General features: G+C 54.5%; 16 protein-coding genes. 4 read left to right on the top strand and 12 right to left on the bottom strand.

Annotated elements, in window-relative coordinates:
- Nucleotides 1–231 precede the first annotated feature (231 nt).
- A complete protein-coding gene (psaC, locus tag VPK24_RS12415) occupies nucleotides 232–477 on the bottom strand; it encodes a photosystem I iron-sulfur center protein PsaC (RefSeq protein ID WP_099532330.1) in 246 nt (81 codons plus the stop codon).
- A 224-nt stretch (nucleotides 478–701) separates the two neighbouring features.
- Complete coding sequence (locus VPK24_RS12410; RefSeq protein ID WP_393013777.1) at nucleotides 702–1685, bottom strand: CoB--CoM heterodisulfide reductase iron-sulfur subunit B family protein; 984 nt, start codon at nucleotides 1683–1685, stop codon at nucleotides 702–704.
- A 672-nt stretch (nucleotides 1686–2357) separates the two neighbouring features.
- Between VPK24_RS12410 and acpP the strand changes: the two genes are divergently transcribed.
- Both acpP and fabF read left to right on the top strand, forming a co-directional pair.
- On the top strand, nucleotides 2358–2600 hold the full coding sequence (acpP, locus tag VPK24_RS12405; RefSeq protein ID WP_393013827.1) for an acyl carrier protein: 243 nt from the start codon (nucleotides 2358–2360) through the stop codon (nucleotides 2598–2600).
- Between the two features lie 107 nt (nucleotides 2601–2707).
- Nucleotides 2708–3988 (top strand): beta-ketoacyl-ACP synthase II, encoded by a 1281-nt coding sequence (gene fabF / locus VPK24_RS12400; protein WP_393013775.1) that lies wholly within the window; start codon nucleotides 2708–2710, stop codon nucleotides 3986–3988.
- Between the two features lie 205 nt (nucleotides 3989–4193).
- Here fabF and trmB read toward each other — a convergent pair whose 3' ends face one another.
- The 6 genes from trmB to urtA form a co-directional block, all read right to left on the bottom strand.
- Nucleotides 4194–4844 (bottom strand): tRNA (guanosine(46)-N7)-methyltransferase TrmB, encoded by a 651-nt coding sequence (trmB, locus tag VPK24_RS12395; RefSeq protein WP_393013773.1) that lies wholly within the window; start codon nucleotides 4842–4844, stop codon nucleotides 4194–4196.
- A 150-nt stretch (nucleotides 4845–4994) separates the two neighbouring features.
- Entirely contained in the window at nucleotides 4995–5711 is a 717-nt protein-coding gene (urtE, locus tag VPK24_RS12390) for an urea ABC transporter ATP-binding subunit UrtE (protein ID WP_190354631.1), read from the bottom strand.
- Nucleotides 5712–5766: 55 nt separating this feature from the next.
- The gene (gene urtD, locus VPK24_RS12385) at nucleotides 5767–6546 is read right to left on the bottom strand and encodes an urea ABC transporter ATP-binding protein UrtD (RefSeq protein ID WP_099532335.1); all 780 of its coding nucleotides are present in this window, start codon (nucleotides 6544–6546) and stop codon (nucleotides 5767–5769) included.
- Nucleotides 6543–7712 (bottom strand): urea ABC transporter permease subunit UrtC, encoded by a 1170-nt coding sequence (gene urtC, locus VPK24_RS12380; RefSeq protein ID WP_099532336.1) that lies wholly within the window; start codon nucleotides 7710–7712, stop codon nucleotides 6543–6545. Before urtC ends, urtD begins: the two co-directional genes overlap by 4 nt.
- A 145-nt stretch (nucleotides 7713–7857) precedes the next feature.
- Nucleotides 7858–9006 carry an ABC transporter permease subunit gene (locus VPK24_RS12375; protein ID WP_393013771.1) on the bottom strand — a complete coding sequence of 383 codons (1149 nt, stop codon included), beginning with the start codon at nucleotides 9004–9006 and terminating at the stop codon, nucleotides 7858–7860.
- Between the two features lie 170 nt (nucleotides 9007–9176).
- Nucleotides 9177–10499 carry an urea ABC transporter substrate-binding protein gene (gene urtA, locus VPK24_RS12370; RefSeq protein ID WP_393013769.1) on the bottom strand — a complete coding sequence of 441 codons (1323 nt, stop codon included), beginning with the start codon at nucleotides 10497–10499 and terminating at the stop codon, nucleotides 9177–9179.
- Nucleotides 10500–10895: 396 nt separating this feature from the next.
- Between urtA and VPK24_RS12365 the strand changes: the two genes are divergently transcribed.
- Entirely contained in the window at nucleotides 10896–12482 is a 1587-nt protein-coding gene (locus VPK24_RS12365) for an iron uptake porin (protein ID WP_393013767.1), read from the top strand.
- Between the two features lie 237 nt (nucleotides 12483–12719).
- Here the strand turns inward: VPK24_RS12365 and VPK24_RS12360 are convergent, their stop codons facing one another.
- Nucleotides 12720–13214, bottom strand: coding sequence for a DUF4168 domain-containing protein (locus VPK24_RS12360; RefSeq protein ID WP_393013765.1), 495 nt, complete (start codon nucleotides 13212–13214; stop codon nucleotides 12720–12722).
- 86 nt (nucleotides 13215–13300) lie between these two features.
- Nucleotides 13301–13735 carry a pentapeptide repeat-containing protein gene (locus tag VPK24_RS12355; protein WP_393013764.1) on the bottom strand — a complete coding sequence of 145 codons (435 nt, stop codon included), beginning with the start codon at nucleotides 13733–13735 and terminating at the stop codon, nucleotides 13301–13303.
- Nucleotides 13736–14797: 1062 nt separating this feature from the next.
- On the opposite strand from VPK24_RS12355, the gene VPK24_RS12350 reads away from it, so the two are divergent.
- The gene (locus VPK24_RS12350) at nucleotides 14798–16321 is read left to right on the top strand and encodes a SagB/ThcOx family dehydrogenase (protein WP_393013762.1); all 1524 of its coding nucleotides are present in this window, start codon (nucleotides 14798–14800) and stop codon (nucleotides 16319–16321) included.
- A gap of 13 nt (nucleotides 16322–16334) precedes the next feature.
- On the opposite strand, the gene VPK24_RS12345 is transcribed toward VPK24_RS12350, so the two are convergent.
- Both VPK24_RS12345 and VPK24_RS12340 read right to left on the bottom strand, forming a co-directional pair.
- On the bottom strand, nucleotides 16335–18293 hold the full coding sequence (locus VPK24_RS12345) for a GAF domain-containing sensor histidine kinase (RefSeq protein ID WP_393013760.1): 1959 nt from the start codon (nucleotides 18291–18293) through the stop codon (nucleotides 16335–16337).
- Between the two features lie 374 nt (nucleotides 18294–18667).
- A complete protein-coding gene (locus VPK24_RS12340; protein ID WP_099532358.1) occupies nucleotides 18668–18898 on the bottom strand; it encodes a hypothetical protein in 231 nt (76 codons plus the stop codon).
- Nucleotides 18899–19269: the final 371 nt, after the last annotated feature.

Genomic DNA, 19269 nt, shown 5'->3' with positions numbered 1-19269 from the left:
TTGGAAATTGCCAAAATTCTAAAACCACCAAACTTCAGCAAAGCTCAGCAAAGTAAAGAGTACGCAAAGGGTGCGTACTCTTGAAATCATCTAAAAAATTCCTGCAACGTTGTCCCAAGTTCACCACCCCAGCGGGGATGAGATCGAGACTCCCGGCAAGACAACTTAGCCAACCAGCAAAGATGTGCTAATTCAGCCAAGCCAACTTCAACCAACATCAGAAGCCGTGGCTTAGTAAGCCAAGCCCATGCTGCGGGTGGTTTCGCCGCCCAGATAAACACGGATGCTCAAGAAGTCGGTGGGGCAAGCGGTTTCGCAACGCTTGCAACCCACGCAATCTTCGGTGCGGGGCGAGGAAGCAATCTGAGCGGCCTTGCAGCCATCCCAGGGAACCATCTCCAGCACGTCGGTGGGGCAAGCGCGCACGCATTGGGTGCAGCCAATGCAGGTGTCGTAAATTTTTACCGAATGAGACATTGAAGCAATACTCCCTTCGATTCCTTGGTTTGAAGTAAACGGCGATCGTGCCGAGAATCCGTTGAAATCACCGTTCAGTGTATCTTGCGAGTTTTAGTGGCTTCCTTGAAGGTTGCAAAAATTTAAAGTTGGTAAACCAAGCTTGACGGTGGGGGCCGGTCATTGTGGGTCGTTTGGGGGCCGGTTCCCGCCGGGGTCGATCGCCCGTCGCCGGGGGCTGATGCCTAAGCCAGACCCAGCTTTTGGAGCACTGGGCGCGTGGAAACAATGTGGCGATCGAGGCCTAGATCGCGCGGGGCCAGACCCAATGCCAGGCCAATGAGTTGCGGCAGATGCAGCACCGGGATGTTGAGCGATCGCCCGGTCACTTTTGCCACTTCCGGTTGTCGGGAATCGAGGTTGAGATGACAAAGGGGACAGGGTGTGACCAGGCAGTCGGCCCCCGCTGCGATCGCCTCTGAAAGGTGGGTTCCTGCCAACTGGAAGGAGGCTTCGGTGGCATAGCTGGCCAGGGGCCAACCGCAGCATTGGGTGCGCCCACGGTAGTCGATTGCCCCTGCGCCCAAGGCCGCAAAAATTTGCTCCATCGATCGGGGGTTGTCGGCGTTGTCGTAACGATTGAACGACTGGGCCCGCAGTAAATAGCAACCATAAAAGGCGGCACAGTTGAGGCCGGCCAGTTGGCGGGTCACCTGCTGGGCGATCGCCTCAATGCCATAATCGGCCACCAGGGCCCAGAGCAAATGCTTCACCTCCGTGGAACCCCGGTAAGGCAAGCAACCCTGATCCGACAGCAGTCCATTGACCTGTTGAAAATAGGTCGGTTGTCGATCGCGAGCGGTTTTGAGTCGCTCATCCACATGGCCAATCACCCCTTGGCAGGTGCTGCAATGGGTCAGCATCGGTAAATCCAAGGCCTCGGCCAGGGCAATGTTGCGGGCGTTGACCGTATCTTCGAGCAGTTGGGATTCTTCCTTGAACGTGCCTGACCCACAACAGGCGGCCGCCGTCAACTCCACCAGTTCAATGCCCAAAACACGGGCGATCGCGGTGGTGGATTGGTGCAGCTCGCCACAGGCCCCCTTGGCCACACAGCCCGGGTAATAGGCATATTTCAGCTTGCCCGATCGACCCTGTAGCGGCTGGCGATCGGGAAAAGAACCGGTCGATCGCGATGTCGTCGGTGTTCCACTTTGGGCAACAACCATCGTTAAATTACTCCCAAGGGTTAATCAAACACCCATTCACTTCATTGCCAATCGCGTCATTGCCGATCGTGGCCACTGCCGAATCATGAGCCATCGATACGTGGCAACACATGACAACCGAATCGTGGCTACCGAATCGTGGCTACCGAATTGTGGCGTTGATGGTTCTGAGTTTAAAGGGCGCGACTGGGGTTTTGGGCAAATCTTTTGGATTCTGTTCCATTCTGAGCCAGTCGCTGGGTTTCAGTATCTGCGCCTTGATCCCACCCCAAAATTTCTGCCCCGCCAAGTCAACCCAAACCGTCCACCGCCTCGCATTGGGCTGCGGGGAGCAATCGCCCGTAGAATCTCACCCGCAACGGCCGCTTTCCGATAAGATGAAGGAATGCTTAGATGCGCCCTCATCGGTGACCCGTCTCGATGACCCTTGGTCGCGGCCTGGTTATCGTCATCTTCGAGCCAGCCGACTGCCTCGCTGCGGTCTATCCAGACGCAAGCCGACTGAGCCGGATGCACGGCCCGCCCGCTTACCTTCTCGATCGCAGCATTTTCAGAGTTTTCAATGGCTCAGATCTGTTGTCGGATCGATCATTGCACCCCCGTTGTGCGACGATAACCCTCACCCCGTCAGACTAGAACCTGGGCGGCTTGGGGGGCTGTCCAATAGGAGTCATCATGCAGGATCAAATTTTCGAAAAAGTTAAAAAAATCGTAGCCGATCAGCTCAGCGTTGAAGTTGAGCAGGTCGTACCGGCAGCTAGCTTTAGCAACGACTTGGGTGCAGACTCCCTAGACACCGTCGAGTTAGTCATGGCCCTCGAAGAAGAATTTGATATCGAAATTCCTGACGAAGCGGCTGAGAAAATCACCACCGTGCAAGAAGCGGTTGATTATATTCTTGCTCAACAATCTTAGTTATTGCAGCCCGATCGCCCACTGACGGCTCGTAGACCTCTCGTGCTGGGTTTGCAGACCTCCAGACTGTTATCACCATGACCAGTTCCAACCGCGTTGACACCCCTGTGGCAAGCGCTGCCGGTGCGGCCCCCGCTGACGAACCCCGTCGGCGCGTTGTCGTCACCGGCCTGGGCGCAATTACCCCCATTGGCAACACCCTCAGTGAATATTGGGATGGGCTAATGGCGGGGCGTAGCGGCATTGGGCCGATTACGCTGTTTGATGCCTCACGCCACGACTGCCGAATTGCCGGCGAACTGAAGGACTTTGATCCGCTGCAATACATCGATCGCAAAGATGCCAAGCGGATGGATCGGTTCACGCAAATCGCGGTTTGTGCCAGTAAGCAAGCCGTTGCAGATGCCCAGTTCGTGATCAACGACCTGAACGCCGAGCAGGTTGGGGTGTTAATCGGAACCGGCATTGGGGGGCTGAAGGTTCTCGAAGACCAGGTGGAAGTGCTACTCCATCGTGGGCCCGATCGATGCAGCCCCTTCATGATTCCCACCATGATTGCCAACATGGCCGCTGGTCTGACGGCAATCCAACTGGGGGCCAAGGGGCCAAACTCTTGTACGGTGACAGCTTGCGCGGCGGGATCCAACTCGATCGGGGATGCATTCCGGCTCGTGCAGCGAGGTTATGCCCAGGCGATCGTGTGCGGCGGCTCAGAAGCAGCCATTACACCGCTGGGGATGGCCGGCTTTGCAGCCATGAAGGCCATGTCCACCCGCAACGATGATCCCACCCGCGCCAGCCGTCCCTTTGACCAAGGACGCGACGGCTTCGTCATGGGCGAAGGGGCCGGGATTCTGTTGCTTGAAGAACTGGATCACGCCCTCAGCCGGGGAGCCAAAATTTACGCAGAAATCATCGGCTATGGGATGACCTGCGATGCGTACCACATGACGGCTCCGGTTCCCGGCGGGGAAGGCGCAGCCCGAGCCATTCGCTTGGCCATGAAGGATGCAGGCATCACTCCCGATCAAGTGAACTACATCAACGCCCACGGAACCAGCACCCCCGCTAACGATTCCACGGAAACAGCGGCGATCAAAGCGGCTTTGGGTGAGGACGTGGCTCCCAAGGTGGCCATTAGCTCCACCAAGTCCATGACTGGACACCTTTTGGGTGGTTCCGGTGGGATTGAAGCGGTGGCGACGGTCATGGCGATCGCCCATAACAAGGTTCCGCCGACCATTAACCTGGATGATCCTGACCCCGCCTGCGACTTGGACTATGTGCCCAATGAAGCAAGGGAAATACCGGTGGAAGTGGCCCTGTCGAATTCCTTCGGCTTTGGTGGTCACAATGTGACGCTCGCCTTCCGTAAATATCGCGGCTAGTTTTTTTCTAGAATCGCGATCGACTGGAATTTCAGGGAATTCAAACTCAATTTGGCGCTGAATTCGGCGCAATCCGTAGGGGTGGGTTCTGGGAACCTGCCCCTATTGATTCGGTGGAATTAATTCGGTGAGATTAATTTGATCGATTCGGTGAGTTGCTAGATTTCGCAACGGTCACGATCAATCTCATCAAATGCCAATCTCATCAAATGCGATCGAACAAGGCTCGATAAACCGGTAAGCCTTGATCCAAAACCGATTTTTCCCGTTCGGTGGGAATCGGTAACGGGTTTTGCGTCAACCAAGGAAGGGAATGGGTGAGCCGAAAAGCCGCATGTTCGCAGAAGCGATCGCGCATTTCGATCGCCACTTCTTCGATGTCTGATTGCACAAAAACCTGTGCCCCCAAGGGTAAAAACTCCGCCAAATCCTTGACCAAGCTGGGTTGCACGACCCGGCGCTTTTGGTGGCGTTTTTTGAACCAAGGATCGGGAAATTGAATCGTTACCCGCTGCACAATTCCTGGGGGCAAGGATGCCAACAGAGGGCGGATTGAGCGATTGGCATTACAAGGCAAATACCGCACATTTTCGAGGCCGCGTTCTTCGGCCCAGCGGTTGGCCTGATGTACCAAGGGTTCACGAATTTCGAGGCCCAAAAAGTTCCAAGTTGGCTCTTGGGCCCCCATGGCTAAGATGAAATGCCCTTTAGCACAGCCAATGTCGAGATGAAGGGGCCGATCGAGTTGGCGAAACAGTTGCGACCAATTGGGGGGTTCGATCGCCCGATCATAATGGCGACTGAGGGGGTTGACATGCTCGCGAACACGCACCAAGGCCACGGGAGGTTTCCTCAACTCAAAACCTCCCGATCCTACCGCTTCAATTGAATGCGATCGCGATCGGGAGCAAGATTTTGGAACGTTGAGGGAAACCAACGCAATGAGAGCGCAATGAGAACGCAATGGGACTGACGAAACTCGGCATTCACGCCCTAGACCAATTCCCTAAACCGCCAGGAATTGTTGGATGGTTTCGTTGCTGAGTTCGCTCGTGTCACCGGAGGCCACCATTGAACCTTTTTGCATGGCGTAGTAGTGATTGGCCTTGCGCACAAAGTGCAAGTGCTGTTCCACCAACAACACCGCAATGCCAGTCGATCGAATAATATGTTGCACTGCTTCTTCAATCTGCAACACGATCGAAGGTTGAATCCCTTCCGTGGGTTCATCTAACACCAAGAGCTTCGGTTTACCCATCAAAGCCCGCCCGATCGCCAGTTGCTGTTGTTGGCCACCGGACAGGTCGCCCCCCATCCGATTCAACATGGTTTTCAACACCGGGAATAGATCAAAAATTTCTTCAGGAATCGTTAAGTCTTTGGCATTTGCTCCGGCGCGATCGGTTCCTCGGCAAGCTTCCAAACCCAACAGCAGGTTTTCCCGCACCGTCAGCCGGGGAATGATATCGCGACCTTGGGGCACATAGCCAATGCCTAATTTTGCTCGGCGATCGGGAGACAAATGGGCGATCGGAGAATCAGCCAGGGCGATCGCACCGCTCCGAGGCGGCAGCAAGCCCACAATGGTTTTCAGGAGTGTTGTTTTTCCCACCCCATTCCGACCAATTAAGCAAGTCATTTCCCCTTCGCGAACGGTCATATCCACATCGCGCAGAATATGACTTTCACCGTAGTAAACATTCAAGCCCGAAACCTTCAACATCCCCAGTTCTCCATCTCAATTACTTGGGTCTTTTCTAGGGGCAATTGCCAGATTCCTAATCCTCGTCTTCTTTGCCCAAATAGACTTCAATCACCCGTTCATCGCTTTGCACTTCATCCATCGTGCCTTCAAACAGCAACGATCCCTCATGTAAAACCGTCACTGTACGGGCAATTTGCCGCACAAATTCCATATCATGCTCAATCACAATGATCGAATGAACTTCCGCCAAAGAAATCAATAATTCTCCCAGTTGGTAGGTTTCTTCGTCAGTTAAGCCGGCCGCCGGTTCATCCACCAACAAAAGATCGGGCGACTGAGCGACCAACATGCCAATTTCTAGACGTTGTTTCTCCCCGTGGGAGAGCAGGGCCGCTGGTAATTGGGCTTTGCTTGTGAGTCCTAGGGTTTCCAACAGCTGAGCAACAGACTGTCGTTCCGATCGCAGAGGTTTCCGAAACAAACTATGGAGCACGCCTTTTTGGGGATTGCCCGACAGTTCCAAATTTTGGGCCACGGTCAAGTTTTGATAAACCCGAGGCGTTTGGAATTTACGACCAATGCCCAAGCGCGCAATTTCATATTCACTGCGCCCTTTGAGACTGCGGCCCTTAAACAGCACATCCCCTTGGGTGGGCTTGACCTTACCCGTGATCGTGTCTAAAAACGTGGTTTTTCCTGCACCGTTGGGCCCAATCACCACCCGCAATTCGCCGGGGGCCATGCTGAAGGTTAGGTTATTCAGGGCCTTGAATCCATCAAAGTTGACGGTCAGGTTTTGAATGGCGAGGATTGGCTGAGCCGCCGCCGTCGGCAGATCCAAAGAATGGGTCATGATTTATCCTGCAATTCTTCGCGCTCAAATTGAACTTCGGGATCGGTTTCCAAGCTGGGATAGGTGGCAACCGGCTGGGGCGATCGACCGATCAGTCGATTGATTAAATCCATGCCGGAGGTCTTGAGCCAACCAACAATGCCGTCGGGCAACACCATCACCACCAACAGGAACAAGCCCCCTTGGAAAAAGAGCCAAATTGCTGAGAATTGTTCACTCAAAAGGCTTTTGGCAAAGTTCACCAACACCGCTCCCACAATTGCGCCCAGGAGCGTGGCACGCCCGCCAACAGCCACCCAAATCACCATCTCGATCGAGAAGGGAATATCCATGGTTTTGGGCGACACAATTCCCGATTGCAGGGTAAATAATGCCCCTGCTAACCCCGCCAGGGCCGCAGAAACCGCAAACACCACCACCTTAAAGCCCGTGGGATTATAGCCAGAAAAACGCACCCGAGGTTCATCATCTCGAATGGCGATCAGGAGTCTCCCGAAGCGGCCAGAAATGAGCCAGCGACAAACCAAATAGGCAACCACCAATCCACCAACCGTGATGAAATAGATGATTTTTTGGGTTCCTGGGGATGAAATATCAAAGCCCAGAAATTGCCCAAAATTGGTTAGCCCATTGGTACCGTTAATTAATTTTTGCTGACCGTTGAAAAAATTGAAGAAAACAATGGTCGCCGCCTGGGTCAGGATGGAGAAATAAACACCTCGAATTCGGTTCCGAAACACCAAATAACCCAGAATACTGGCGGCAACCATGGGAACAGCAACCATGCCAACTAAGGTTACCGGAAAGTTATAGAACGGTTGCCAAAACCAAGGCAGTTCCGTCACCCCATACAGGGACATAAACTCTGGCAATTTCACCGTGGCATCGGGCGGAATTTGCACCAGCTTCAGGTGCATGGCCAAGGCATAGCCACCCAGGGTAAAAAACACCCCATGTCCCAAGCTCAACAGGCCCGTATAGCCCCAGATCAGGTCAATGCCTAGGGCCACGATCGCCAGGGACAGATAGCGACCCAGAAGGTTCAAGCGAAAATCCGACAGCAACAGCGGGATCAAAAGCGCCACAATGAGGAGAACAATGGCTGCCCAATCCTCCGAACTGAGGGGAATTGATCGCTGTTTTCGGGTTGAAGGTAAAGATCCCATACTCACATCCCGCAATGAGGATTGTCGTTAGCAATTGCTGCAATTCTCGAATTGGAATTTGAGAATCGAAACTAAAGAATCAAAGCTGGCAAAACGCACAATCTGGAGAAATGCAAAAGCTGCAAAACATTTCCCAGATTGCTATTTAGGACTCGACCGTCCGTCCCTTTTGGGGGAACAGACCGCCTGGACGCACTTGCAAAAAGACAATGATGGCGGCAAACACCATCACCTTAGCCATGCTGGCGGTGGCAAAGAAGTTGAAGAACTCCGCGAGGGGTGGAATCTTCTCAAACACAGCGGCCAGGGTCCCGGAACCAATCAGGAAACTCGCAGTACCAATGGCCAACGCGGCGACGATCGAGCCAACCAGCTTGCCAACACCGCCCACCACTACCACCATGAAGGTATCAACAATGTAGTTTTGGCCGGTGTTGGGCCCCACGGAACCCAACAGGGCGATCGCGCTGCCCGCAATTCCCGCCAGCCCGGAACCAAGTGCAAAGGTCAGGGAATCTACGGTGTTGGTGGCAATCCCCAAGCAGGCGCTCATGCTGCGATTTTGAGTGACGGCGCGGATGCGCAGACCCCAGAGCGATCGGTTCAGGAACCAATACAGACCCAAGAGGCAAAGAATTGTCAGGGCAATGATAAACAGTCGGGTGGAAGGTAATTGCGAGTCCCCGATCGGAATCCCACCCCGCAACCACCGGGGAGCCGTCACGTCCACGTTTTGGGCCCCAAACCAGGGTTTAGTGACCGTCAGCTTAAATTGTTGAGCTAACAGGCTGCCCACGGCGATCGAAATCCCCGCTGAAACCGGCAACAAAATGCTCAGGGCCTGGGTTTTGATGGCCACCCAATTGGCGCGTTTACCCAACAGCCCCCAAGCCCCAAAAAAGAGGGCACAAAACAGCACCAGCCCGATCGCCATCACCCAATTAATGCTGCGCACAAACTGCTGCAACATCAAGCTCACCCCCCAGGTAGCCAACAGGGTTTCCAGAGGGCGACCGTAGAGAAATCGCACCACCCCCCGTTCCAAAATCACCCCCGCGATCGCTGTCACAATAAAGGCAGCAATCAGCGCTGGGAAAATATAAATTTCAAACGCCCCCTCACCGAAGGATTTGAACAGATTCTGAACCAAAAACGTTGTGTAGGCTCCGAGCATCATCAGCTCGCCGTGGGCCATATTGATCACACCCATTAGCCCAAACACAATCGCCAGGCCTAATGCTGCAATGAGCAACACGGAGCCAATGCTAATTCCGCTAAAAATGGCATCAAGCATCTCAAGAACTGGGTTGAGTGTGCGGGTGAAATAAACCTCATTACCATGGCCCTTCAACAACAAAGGGGCAGTGACGACTTGGCCGACTGCCCCTTGGCTGCTGTAGAACCGATGCCTATGCAGTGGCTATTGCCCGCCAAGCATCATCAGGGTTGCAAAGATCAAATTGCTTAGATCTTGTACTTGCCACCCTTCTTCGGATCTGACCAGTCGCAAGCGAAGCCCTTGGTTTCAGCCACAAATTGGTTCCAGGGCACCGGCTCGATCGCCTTATCCGTTGAAAACACGATCTTGAACTGACCGCTCTTTTCAATTTCGCCAATCCGCACCACCTTCGACAGGTGATGGTTAGCATTCATGGTCACCATTCCTTCTGGGGCATCGAAGGTTTGGCCATAGGCAGCCGCCCGCACTTTTTCCAGGTCATCGGCGGTCTTCGCCTTTTCGACAGCTTGCTTCCATAGATAAACGGCAATGTAGGCCGCTTCCATGGGGTCATTCGTAACGCGATCGGGGCCATATTTAGCCTTGAACGCATCCACGAATTTCTTGTTCGCCGGAGAGTCCACCGACATGAAATAGTTCCAGGCGGCGTAGTGGCCTTCCAGGTATTCCACCCCGATCGCTTTCACTTCTTCTTCCGCAATACTCACGGACATCGAAGGATATTTGTCAGGGCCCAAACCAGCCCCTTGCAACTGCTTGAAGAACGCAACATTACTGTCACCATTCAAGGAGTTGAAAATTACGCCACCGTTGGGCAGAGCACTGCGAATCTTGGTGATGATGGGCGTAACTTCCGTGCCACCCAGGGGAATGTAATCTTCACCAACAATTTTGCCGCCCAGCTTTTCCACTTGGGCTTTGATGATCGTGTTGGCAGTTCTCGGGAAAACGTAGTCAGAACCGACCAGGAAGAATTCTTTACCTTTGTTTTTGAACAGCCACTCAACGGCCGGTTCAATCTGTTGGTTTGGCGCTGCGCCCGTGTAGAAGATGTTTTGGGAACATTCTTGCCCCTCATACTGCACGGGATACCAAAGCATGTGCTTCTTCTCCTCGAAGACCGGCAGCACTGCTTTGCGGCTAGCAGAAGTCCAGCAACCAAAAATGGTGACCACCTTGTCTTGGTCAATCAGCTTCTTCGCCTTTTCTGCGAAGGTGGGCCAGTCAGAGGCTCCATCTTCCACAACCGGCTCGATTTGCTTGCCCAGGACACCGCCGGCCTTGTTGATCTCTTCGATCGCCAGCAGTTCAGCATCGATCACGCTCTTTTCACTGATCGCCATCGTGCCGCTCTGGGAATGCAGAACACCGACTTTGATCGTGTCACCACTAGCAGCAGGGGATCCGGCGGGACTAGCCCCGGGACTAGGGCTGCCCGGGGATGGAGCGCTTTCCGGGGCTTGGCCACAGGCCTTGAGTAAAACACTGGCACTCAGGGCAGCGGAGCCGTAAAACAGAAATTTACGGCGATTAAATTGACCGGACATTGTATTGTTTTACACTCCTCAGCTTTGCGTAAAAATCAGTTACAAACCCCGCTTATTGCCTGGATAAAGGACTCAAAAAAGCCCTGGCTTGTCCCGATTTTAGCGTCATCCTAGGGCGCTGAAATATAGGTCGTTGTATCTGAAGATACAGAAAAATTTTTTCCTATCTTTCTGAAAGTCCTGATGGGGGTAAGTTTCAACGGTGGCCGCCATTACAGATTCTGATTGTTGCTATTCGATAACTTAGATGTTGTGCTGTTTTGAAAAAAACGTTATAACCGATACTTAACCAAATCCTTACTGATTATTTACTATCAGAATCAGCTCGTTCACCGTTGTCTGCAAGGGTGATCAGCTGAGTGAGGATTTACTAAAGTTTTGGTGTGAGGATAGATCGTGTTGAAAAGTCGCTATGGAGTCCTGATGGCCGCCTTGGCCATTTCGGGTGGAGCAATGTTGGGCACGGCCGATCGCGCGGCTGCCGAAAGTCCGGCTGGGGTGAACGCCTCCACGGAAGCGACGCTGCTTGGGTCGATCGACTCGGAGATGGCGCTGGATCAAGTAACCTCCGTCTCGCAACTGTCTGATGTACAGCCCACCGATTGGGCATTCCAAGCATTGCAGTCCCTGGTTGAGCGCTACGGCTGTATTGCGGGCTATCCCGACGGCACTTTCAAGGGCAACCGCCCCCTCAGCCGCTACGAGTTCGCCGCTGGTTTGAATGCTTGCCTCGATCGGATCAATGACCTGATCAAGGCCGCCACTGACCCACTGGCCACCAAGGAAGATTTGCGGAAGCTGCAAAAGCTGCAAGAAGAATTTGCCGCTGAGTTGGCAGCCCTGCGCGGCCGGGTTGATTCCCTGGAAGCACGCACCTCAGAACTGGAAGCCAACCAGTTTTCAACCACCACCAAGCTGTCCGGTCAGGTGATCTTCGGAATGCAGGGTGGCACGCTCACGGGCGACGACAGCGACGATAGCGGCGCAGAAAACGTCACCTTCAGCCAACGGACCCGGTTGCTGTTGGTCACGAGCTTCACCGGCAAGGACAAGCTGTTCACCCGTTTGGAATCCAACAGCGTTCGCAGCCCACTGAACGATGTGACGGGGCTAACCAACCTCAGCTACGGCAACGGTTCCGATACGAACTTCCGCCTGACCTTCTTGGCCTATGAGTTCCCCCTGAGCGATCGCGCTACGGCGATTGTGGGTCAAGATTTGATCCTGGAAGATGCCCACCCGGTGCATAACCCGATCTACGGCAACGGGAACGGTGCAATCACCAGCTTTGCCGACCTGAACCCGATCTTCCGTCAGCCCAGCTACGGTGGTGCCGGGATTCGCTGGAACCCCAGCGACAACTTCACGGTGGCAGCGCTCTACTCGGCCGGCAACTCCGCCAGCCCCGATGAAGGTCGCGGTTTGTTTGACGGTAGCTACAGCGCTAGCGTCAGCTTGAACTACACCAGCTCGGACGATCGCTTCTCGGCCGGTTTGCTCTACGCCCACTCCTACTACTCCCGGGTCGATCGCCCCTTCAACGTCCTGGGCGGCTCGGGCACGAAAAACACCTTCAATCTGTTCGATGGCGACTCCTTCGACAGCGACAACATTGGCTTCCAAACCCAATACCGCTTCTCGGAGCACTTCGGAATGCACGGCTTCTTTGGCTACACCTGGGCCGACAGCTTGAACAACGATGATGCGAACGCTGACATCCTGACCTGGGGTGTGGGCTTCACCTTCCCCGACCTGGGCAAGGAAGGCAGCGTGGGCGCACTGACGGTGGGTCAACCGCCGACGGTGGTGAATGCCGACGGCGTTGAAGAAGACGACAACACGCCGATTTTGGTGGAAGCCATGTACAAGTTCGCCCTCAACGACAACATCTACCTGACTCCGGGTGTGGTGGCTGTGTTTGATGCCAATGACAACGGTGATACGGCTGTGATGGGCGTACTGCGCACCGAGTTCAAGTTCTAGAACTGGCCGGAATTATTGCCGCTACTGCCCGGGCCAGCCTTGCTGATGGTGTGTTCAGGCGTGGTTGCAATCCGGACAGGCTAGGAGTCTCAAGGCAATCGGTCTATATGGATTGGTTGCCTTGATGCCAAATTTCAACTGCAAGCGTTTTCTCAATCCGATACCAAATTGAGCACCCCGCGATCGCTAACGCCAGGGTGCTTTTTGCTGTGTCGGGATGTCTTTTACTGCAAACAGTTAGGGCTGCGACGGAGCCTGTAGCTTCACCAACTCCTCTTGGATCCGTTGGCGCAGGGCAGGATCGATCGCGTGGGTTTGAGTCATTTGATTAAACTGGGCGATCGAGAGGCCTGTTCCTTCAATAATGCCCTTGGTTTGGCTGCAGAAGGAAACGGCAATTTCCCGCGCCTCCCGTGACAGCGACTTCACCGTATCGCCCTGAGAGCAAATCACCACCGGCAGAGGCCGATCGCCCATGACAGTTTTCAGTTGGCTCGCTGCAGCCTGGCGCACCGGCTCGATCGCCAACACCGCATCGGCATATTGGGCGATCGCCGCAGCTCCCGACGACTGGGTTTGGGCCTGCGCTTGCCAAGCCCCGAACATCCCCAAGCCCAATACCCCCAAAGACAGCCAGCCCCCAGAACGCAACCCCAGCTTTTGGGGCGATCGACCCTCTTTCGGGATCACCGTTGCTTGTTCATCAATGCGATTGCGCTGTTCTTGTGCCATAGCCCCATCCACTCTTTCCGAGCATCAACCGCCATTGTAGGGTCGAGTTGAATTTCCCCGTCAATCCAGAGCGCTGTCTAATCTAACTAATCCAAAGACTGCTGACCGGTTGGCAATTGACGCTCATTTTCCATGGCCCGGTAACCATCGGGAAGCAGGGTTGTGTGGTCATAAAATGCTTGGGAGAGATCTGGATCCTTCGCCCGAAACAGATTAGCCCGCTGGAGCTTGGCCCCTTCCAAGTGCGCTGACTTCAGGTTGGCACTGGTCAAATCGGCCCCTCGCAGATCCGCCTCCCGTAGATCTGCGCTATATAGATCTGCCCCACAAAGATTGGCATGACGCAAATCGGCCGATCGCAGGTTGGCATAACGAAAGTTGCTGCGCACACATTGAGACTCCTGCAAGTTCGCGCCCGCCAAGTTGGCTTGATAGAGCTGGGCGTTCCCCAACTCCATCCGCTGTCCCTGAACTTGCGCCAGTTGCGCTTGGCTCAGGTTGGCATAGGGCAGGTAGGTCATGACCAAACAGCTCTGTTGCAAATCAATGTCTGGTAATGAGGCCTCAAACAGGTCCACTCCCTGAAGATCACTTTTTTGAAAATTGCGTTGACCTTGCTGATATGCAGATTGAAGTTCTGCTGCGGTCAGTTTTTGCATACCATCGACGACGATACAACAGGCTCCCGAGCTACGGCGGGAGCAACGGTGACAGGTCAGTTTCTGCTCAATTTCTGCCCAAAGTGGTGGCGGGAGCTTATTCTACTGCCGGGGTAAACCCTTGGGGTGATTGCTGGCTGGGCAAATTTTGGGCTGCATTCTTAAACCATCGACGGAAGCTTAATTAACTAATATTGGCTGAATATTGGCTGACTGTAGGCCTCAGGAAGAAGTCAGAATTTTTCTAAAATTCAACCGTTTTCTATCAGAATTTTTCGAATATTTTTACAGATCTAAGATTTTTTTTAGATTCAATTTCTGAAGTTACTGTCTTTCCAGTCCATGGTTAGGTATCAATTTTGTCAGTTTGTGAATCTGCTCCTCAAGCAATCCCAGCGCCGATCGAGAGATTGCATCAGAAAATAATTGAGAAAATTACAAACCAGGAAAACACATTTAAGATCGCCCAAAAATGATTGATTTTGCAGATATCATGATCTTGGATCGCTTTGAAGGCTCCTGGACTTCTTGGGAGATATCAACTCCGGTAGTGGTGCAAATTGCGAGCTGAAGCCATCGGTCAAATCTACGCCCTCAAGGACAGGAGCGTCTACATAGGTTTGCGATGGAAGTGGGATCAGCGTCAGATTCAGGATCGAATGGAAAGCAAATTTATTAATCAAAAATAATTATCGGTTGATTTAAAAAAATCATCATTAAGCCATTTTCAAAAATTTTCCCAGGCTGCCACACCGTTGATTCGGAATGGAGGGATGTACCCCACGGCGCTGATGTTTGATCTCGCTCCTGTGGTGGGACGATCGGGGGTGTAATTAGGCGATGATGTTTATCGCGAGTGGATTGATTTGTCCCCGTTGTTGTTGGATATTGATTGCGCGATCGTTCCTCGTTCAATTGGAAGCCATGCCCGAGGTAGAGTTGTCTATCGCTCAGTACTATCACGAGCGCACTAAGTATGATCCTGAAACGATCGAGCGTCAATCTCGACCGCTGAATTGGGACGATCGCCCGGAACTATACAAGGACTATCGATTTGGCACAGTGCTGGATCTCAAGCCCAGCGCGATCGATGTTTTAGACAGCCCGATCGCGACCTGGTGGCGGCGACTGTCTAAGTTGCTCTATTGCGCCTACGGGATCACGGCTCGGCTGCCACAAATGGGCGTGGCGCTCCGTTCGGCTCCTTCGGCGGGAGGGCTGTATCCGGCGGAAGTTTATCTGTTGTCGCCGGGCAACGGCCCCTTGGCGGCGGGGCTATATCACTACCAAGTGAAAACCCATGGTTTGGTTCAGGTATGGGATAGCGCCCTTTGGCCCGATCTGCAAGCGGCCTGCTTTCAGCACCCTGCTTTAACCGACGCTTCCTTGGCCTTGGTCACCACGGCGGTTTTTCAGCGCTCGGCCTGGCGTTATGGCGATCGAGCCTATCGCCGCATCTGTCTGGATACGGGGCATCTGTTGGCCAATGCCACGCTGGCCAGCTCTCTGGTGGACTATCAGGCCACGCTGATCGGTGGTTTTGACGATGAGCAACTGGAGCGGCTGCTGTTTCTGGAGCCAGAACAGGAGGGCGTGACGGCGGTGGTGGCCCTCACCGAAGGAACCGTGCCCGATCGCCCGCACCTGTCCGCCCCCAGTGCCCTGCCCTCCCGGGCTGATCGCGCCTATCCCAACTTGCCCGATGGTCAACTGCTGCGCTACCTACACCAGGCCACGCGCATCACGTCCCAATCCGCCGCGATCGATCCGAGCTTGCTCACCCAGGACAACCGCTTGGTCGCCGCCGACAAGTACAATCTGCCCTTTGGTCTCAAAGCCCCGATCGCCGCGCCGCCGATCCATTGGGGTCAGCAGCTTCAGGAGTTGGAGCGCACCATCTTGCACCGTCGCTCAACCCGGGCCTACAGCGGTGACAGCCTCAGCCTCAGTGACCTGTCCAGCATTTTGACCTTTGCCTATCAACCCCGCAATTACGCCGATCAGGGCCTCGATCCCAACCCGGACTATTTCGACCCCTATTTGATCAATAGTTTCGTGGCAGTGTCCGATGTGGAGGGTCTCGAAGCCGGTTGCTACTACTACGCTCCCCAGGCCAACGAGTTGCGGCAAATTCGCTTCAAAAATTTCCGAGAAGAGTTGCACTTCCTCTGCTTGGGCCAGGAACTGGGGCGAGATGCGGCGGCGGTGGTGTTCCAAACGGCGGACTTAGACGCGGCGATCGAGCGCTATGGCGATCGCGCCTATCGCTACTTACACCTGGACAGCGGTCACCTGGGCCAGCGGCTGAATTTGGCGGCCATCCGCCTAGGGTTAGGGGCCAGCGGCATCGCCGGATTCTTTGACAACCAAGTAAACGAGGTGTTGGGCATTCCCCCGGCCGAAGCGGTTTTGTATATCACCACCCTCGGTCGGATCCGTCGTCGCTAGCGGGCGATCGCCCCTAGGTCTCCACCAGTCGCATCACCGGCTCCTGATACAGGGGAACCGTGAAGGTCACCGTGGAACCCAGCCCTTCGCCCAGGCTGTAGAAGTTCATATCGCCCCCCATCGCCTCCACCAGCCGCCGGGAAATCACCAGTCCTAACCCCGTGCCCCCATAGCGTCGGGTGCGGGCCCCATCCACCTGGCTGAAGGATTGGAACAGCCGGTCTTGTTTATCCAGCGAGACCCCAATGCCCGTGTCAGCCACCCGAATTCGCACCAATCCCGGTAGCTCGCGATTCTGCACCACCACCGGTTGCCAAATCAGGTCAGCACTGACGGTGATGCCGCCTTCGTGGGTGAACTTAATGGCGTTGCCAATCAGATTCAGCAACACCTGAAGCAACCGTTGATCGTCCCCATACATCAACACATCGTCATGGGTATCCGGGAGCTGCAAGTCATAGCGCAAGCCCTTTTGCTGAATTTGGGCCAAGGTGAAATCCGAAGCATGGCGACAGAGTTCCCGCAGGTTCACCGGCACCAGGTGCAATTCCAAGCGATCGGCCTCAATGCGGGCAATGTCCAAAATGTCGTTCAGGATATTCAGCAGGTGAACGGCGCTGTTGTAGGCCTCCTGCAAAAAGTCCTGCTGCTCTTCGGGATCATCCACCATCCCATCCAAAATCAGCTTCAGAAAGCCAATCACCCCGTTCAGGGGCGTGCGAATTTCGTGGGACGTGTTGGCCAAGAATTCACTCTTGAGCCGCGAGACTTCCTCCGCCTGTTCGCGGGCTTCTTCTAATTCCTGCTGTTTTTGAATGAGGTGAATGTTTTTCTCTTGCAGCTCGTGGGTCAGGGCTTGGCTTTCCGCAAAGAGGGTGGCATGGGCGATCGCCGTGCCCACTTGGTCGGCCAACTCTCGCATCAGTTCCGCTTCGGCCGTCGTCCAGTGGCGGGTGCGATCGTACTGATAGAGCGCAATCAGTCCGTTCACCTTACCCTGGTGACGAGCCGCCACAATAATTGCCGACTGATTCCCAAAGGGATCTTGGTTGAGCCGATCCATCACCACGGGTTCCAAACTCATCAGCGCTTCCCCCATCGGTGTGTCGTGGGCCACGGAGAGGTCAGCGCCCAGCATAGGGTGAGGACTGGGGCTACGGGTATGTTCCGCCACGACTCGCACCACCCCCTCCTGGGGGCCCGGGTAGGCACAAACAACGGCCCGACAAACACTGAGGGCTTGGACAAGGCCACAGACCGTTTGTTGCCAAATGGTGTCGAGATCGAGCGTTTTGCGAATGTTGCGCGCAATCTTGGTCAAGAGAATTTGATAGAGAGCCGAACTGAGGGGCAGGGTGCGCCGAATGCTGGTGGCAATTTTGCTCAGGAGCTTTTGATGAGCATCCAGAGCAGAAGGGAGATTCGCCGGAGTCATTGGCTCGTGCGATCGCGTTGAAATCGATCGCCCCATGACCAACACCCGATCGGCCCGCCCATCGTCCCCCAACATCGGACTGAGCACTAAATCAAAAGTACGCGACTGATTCGCCCAGGCCAGGCGACAAGTTAAACGTTCTGGAGCACCCTGCAAGATGACCCGATTCAAAATCTCAAAATACTCAGGCAGGCTGATTGGCCCAAAGAGGGGTTCTTCGGGCGGAGCTGCGCAAATGAGCTGGGAATCGAGTCCCACGGCGGCGGCTTCTCGCCAGTGGAAAGCTCGATAGTGACCGTCGTTGTCTTGGATATAGGCCAACTCGGCACCCAAGTGTTGAAGCGCGAGGGGTTCATCAATGGTCATGCCCGATCGCCCTGGAGAGGTGGTTGCGGTCGGTGGCTTGGGGTTCGCGGTTGCTTCCAACAGGCTGGATTCGGAGATATCCGATCCTGACGTGCCAGATCCGGGATCGGTCGCTTCAGACAGAGCATCGTCAGACAAAGCATCGTCGGACAAAACAGAACCAGAGGGCACAGAACCAGACAGGATCGATCCTGAGGCGATCGGGCCGGGCACAATAGATTCTGAGGGAACACTAACCGAAGATGAACTAACACCAAGAGACCCAAGCGGCGCTGGATATATTGTCAGATCCCGGTGATCACCAGGGCGATGCGGAAGGACAATCGGATCCGTTGCGGAGTTGTCCGGGGAGGTCAACGTAGATGGCGAAAAATCCGAAGACGAAGGGGATCCAGACATTACGCGCTCGCTTACAGGGCCATAACCGCTCAATAACCTCAGTGGTAACATCTCTGAGCTTCGATCCCGAGGCCCAGTTCACCACAATTTCCGCGATTCAACACAACTGGCAACGCAATCTAAGAACACAAGCTAAGGCCGATCGGCTAATCGTTCCATTCGCCACGGGGCGGCACAACGGGATTGCGCGGCAACAACCGTGAGAGGTCATCTTCGCGGGCTGGGCCACCCCGCAACCACTGGCGCACGGCGGCTTCGATAATTTTGCTCGGGTCGTCGGTCAGGTGATTGACGCGATCGAGCAAGTCCGGATCGAGACGAATCGAAAGCTCAACTTTTTCGCGTTCCGGGCGGGGGCTGGCGGCGCGATCGCCCATGGTGGAGGGTTCCATGTGTTTTGGGGGGATTAGATAAGGCTGACGGTCAGACTCGGCATGGAGGGGGAATTGCCAGCAGCATAGCGGATTGATTACCCGCCGTCCTAGCATTTTTGAGCGCTGGATTTTCTCAGCTCTAGATTTTCCGGCTTTGTGGCAGATGCACCTATGCCTTTGCCCCATCGCCCAAGGTTCATCAAGTGTCCGAGAGTGTCCGAATTAGGAGTCCCCCTAAATGGGGATCGACATCCATGCAGATAGCTCAATGAGTTTTATCTTTATTTTACCCGGTTGAGATTTGACCGGGGCGGATGCAGTTTGGCTGGTTATTGGCACAATTGCGAGAATCGCCTGAATGGTGCGTGATTCTT

Origin of the sequence: Limnothrix redekei LRLZ20PSL1, from assembly GCF_043235035.1 — a bacterium.
Classification (GTDB): Bacteria; Cyanobacteriota; Cyanobacteriia; order CACIAM-69d; family CACIAM-69d; genus CACIAM-69d.
The sequence above is the reverse complement of the archived record's forward strand: the minus strand, read 5'-3'. Positions and strand labels throughout refer to the sequence as shown.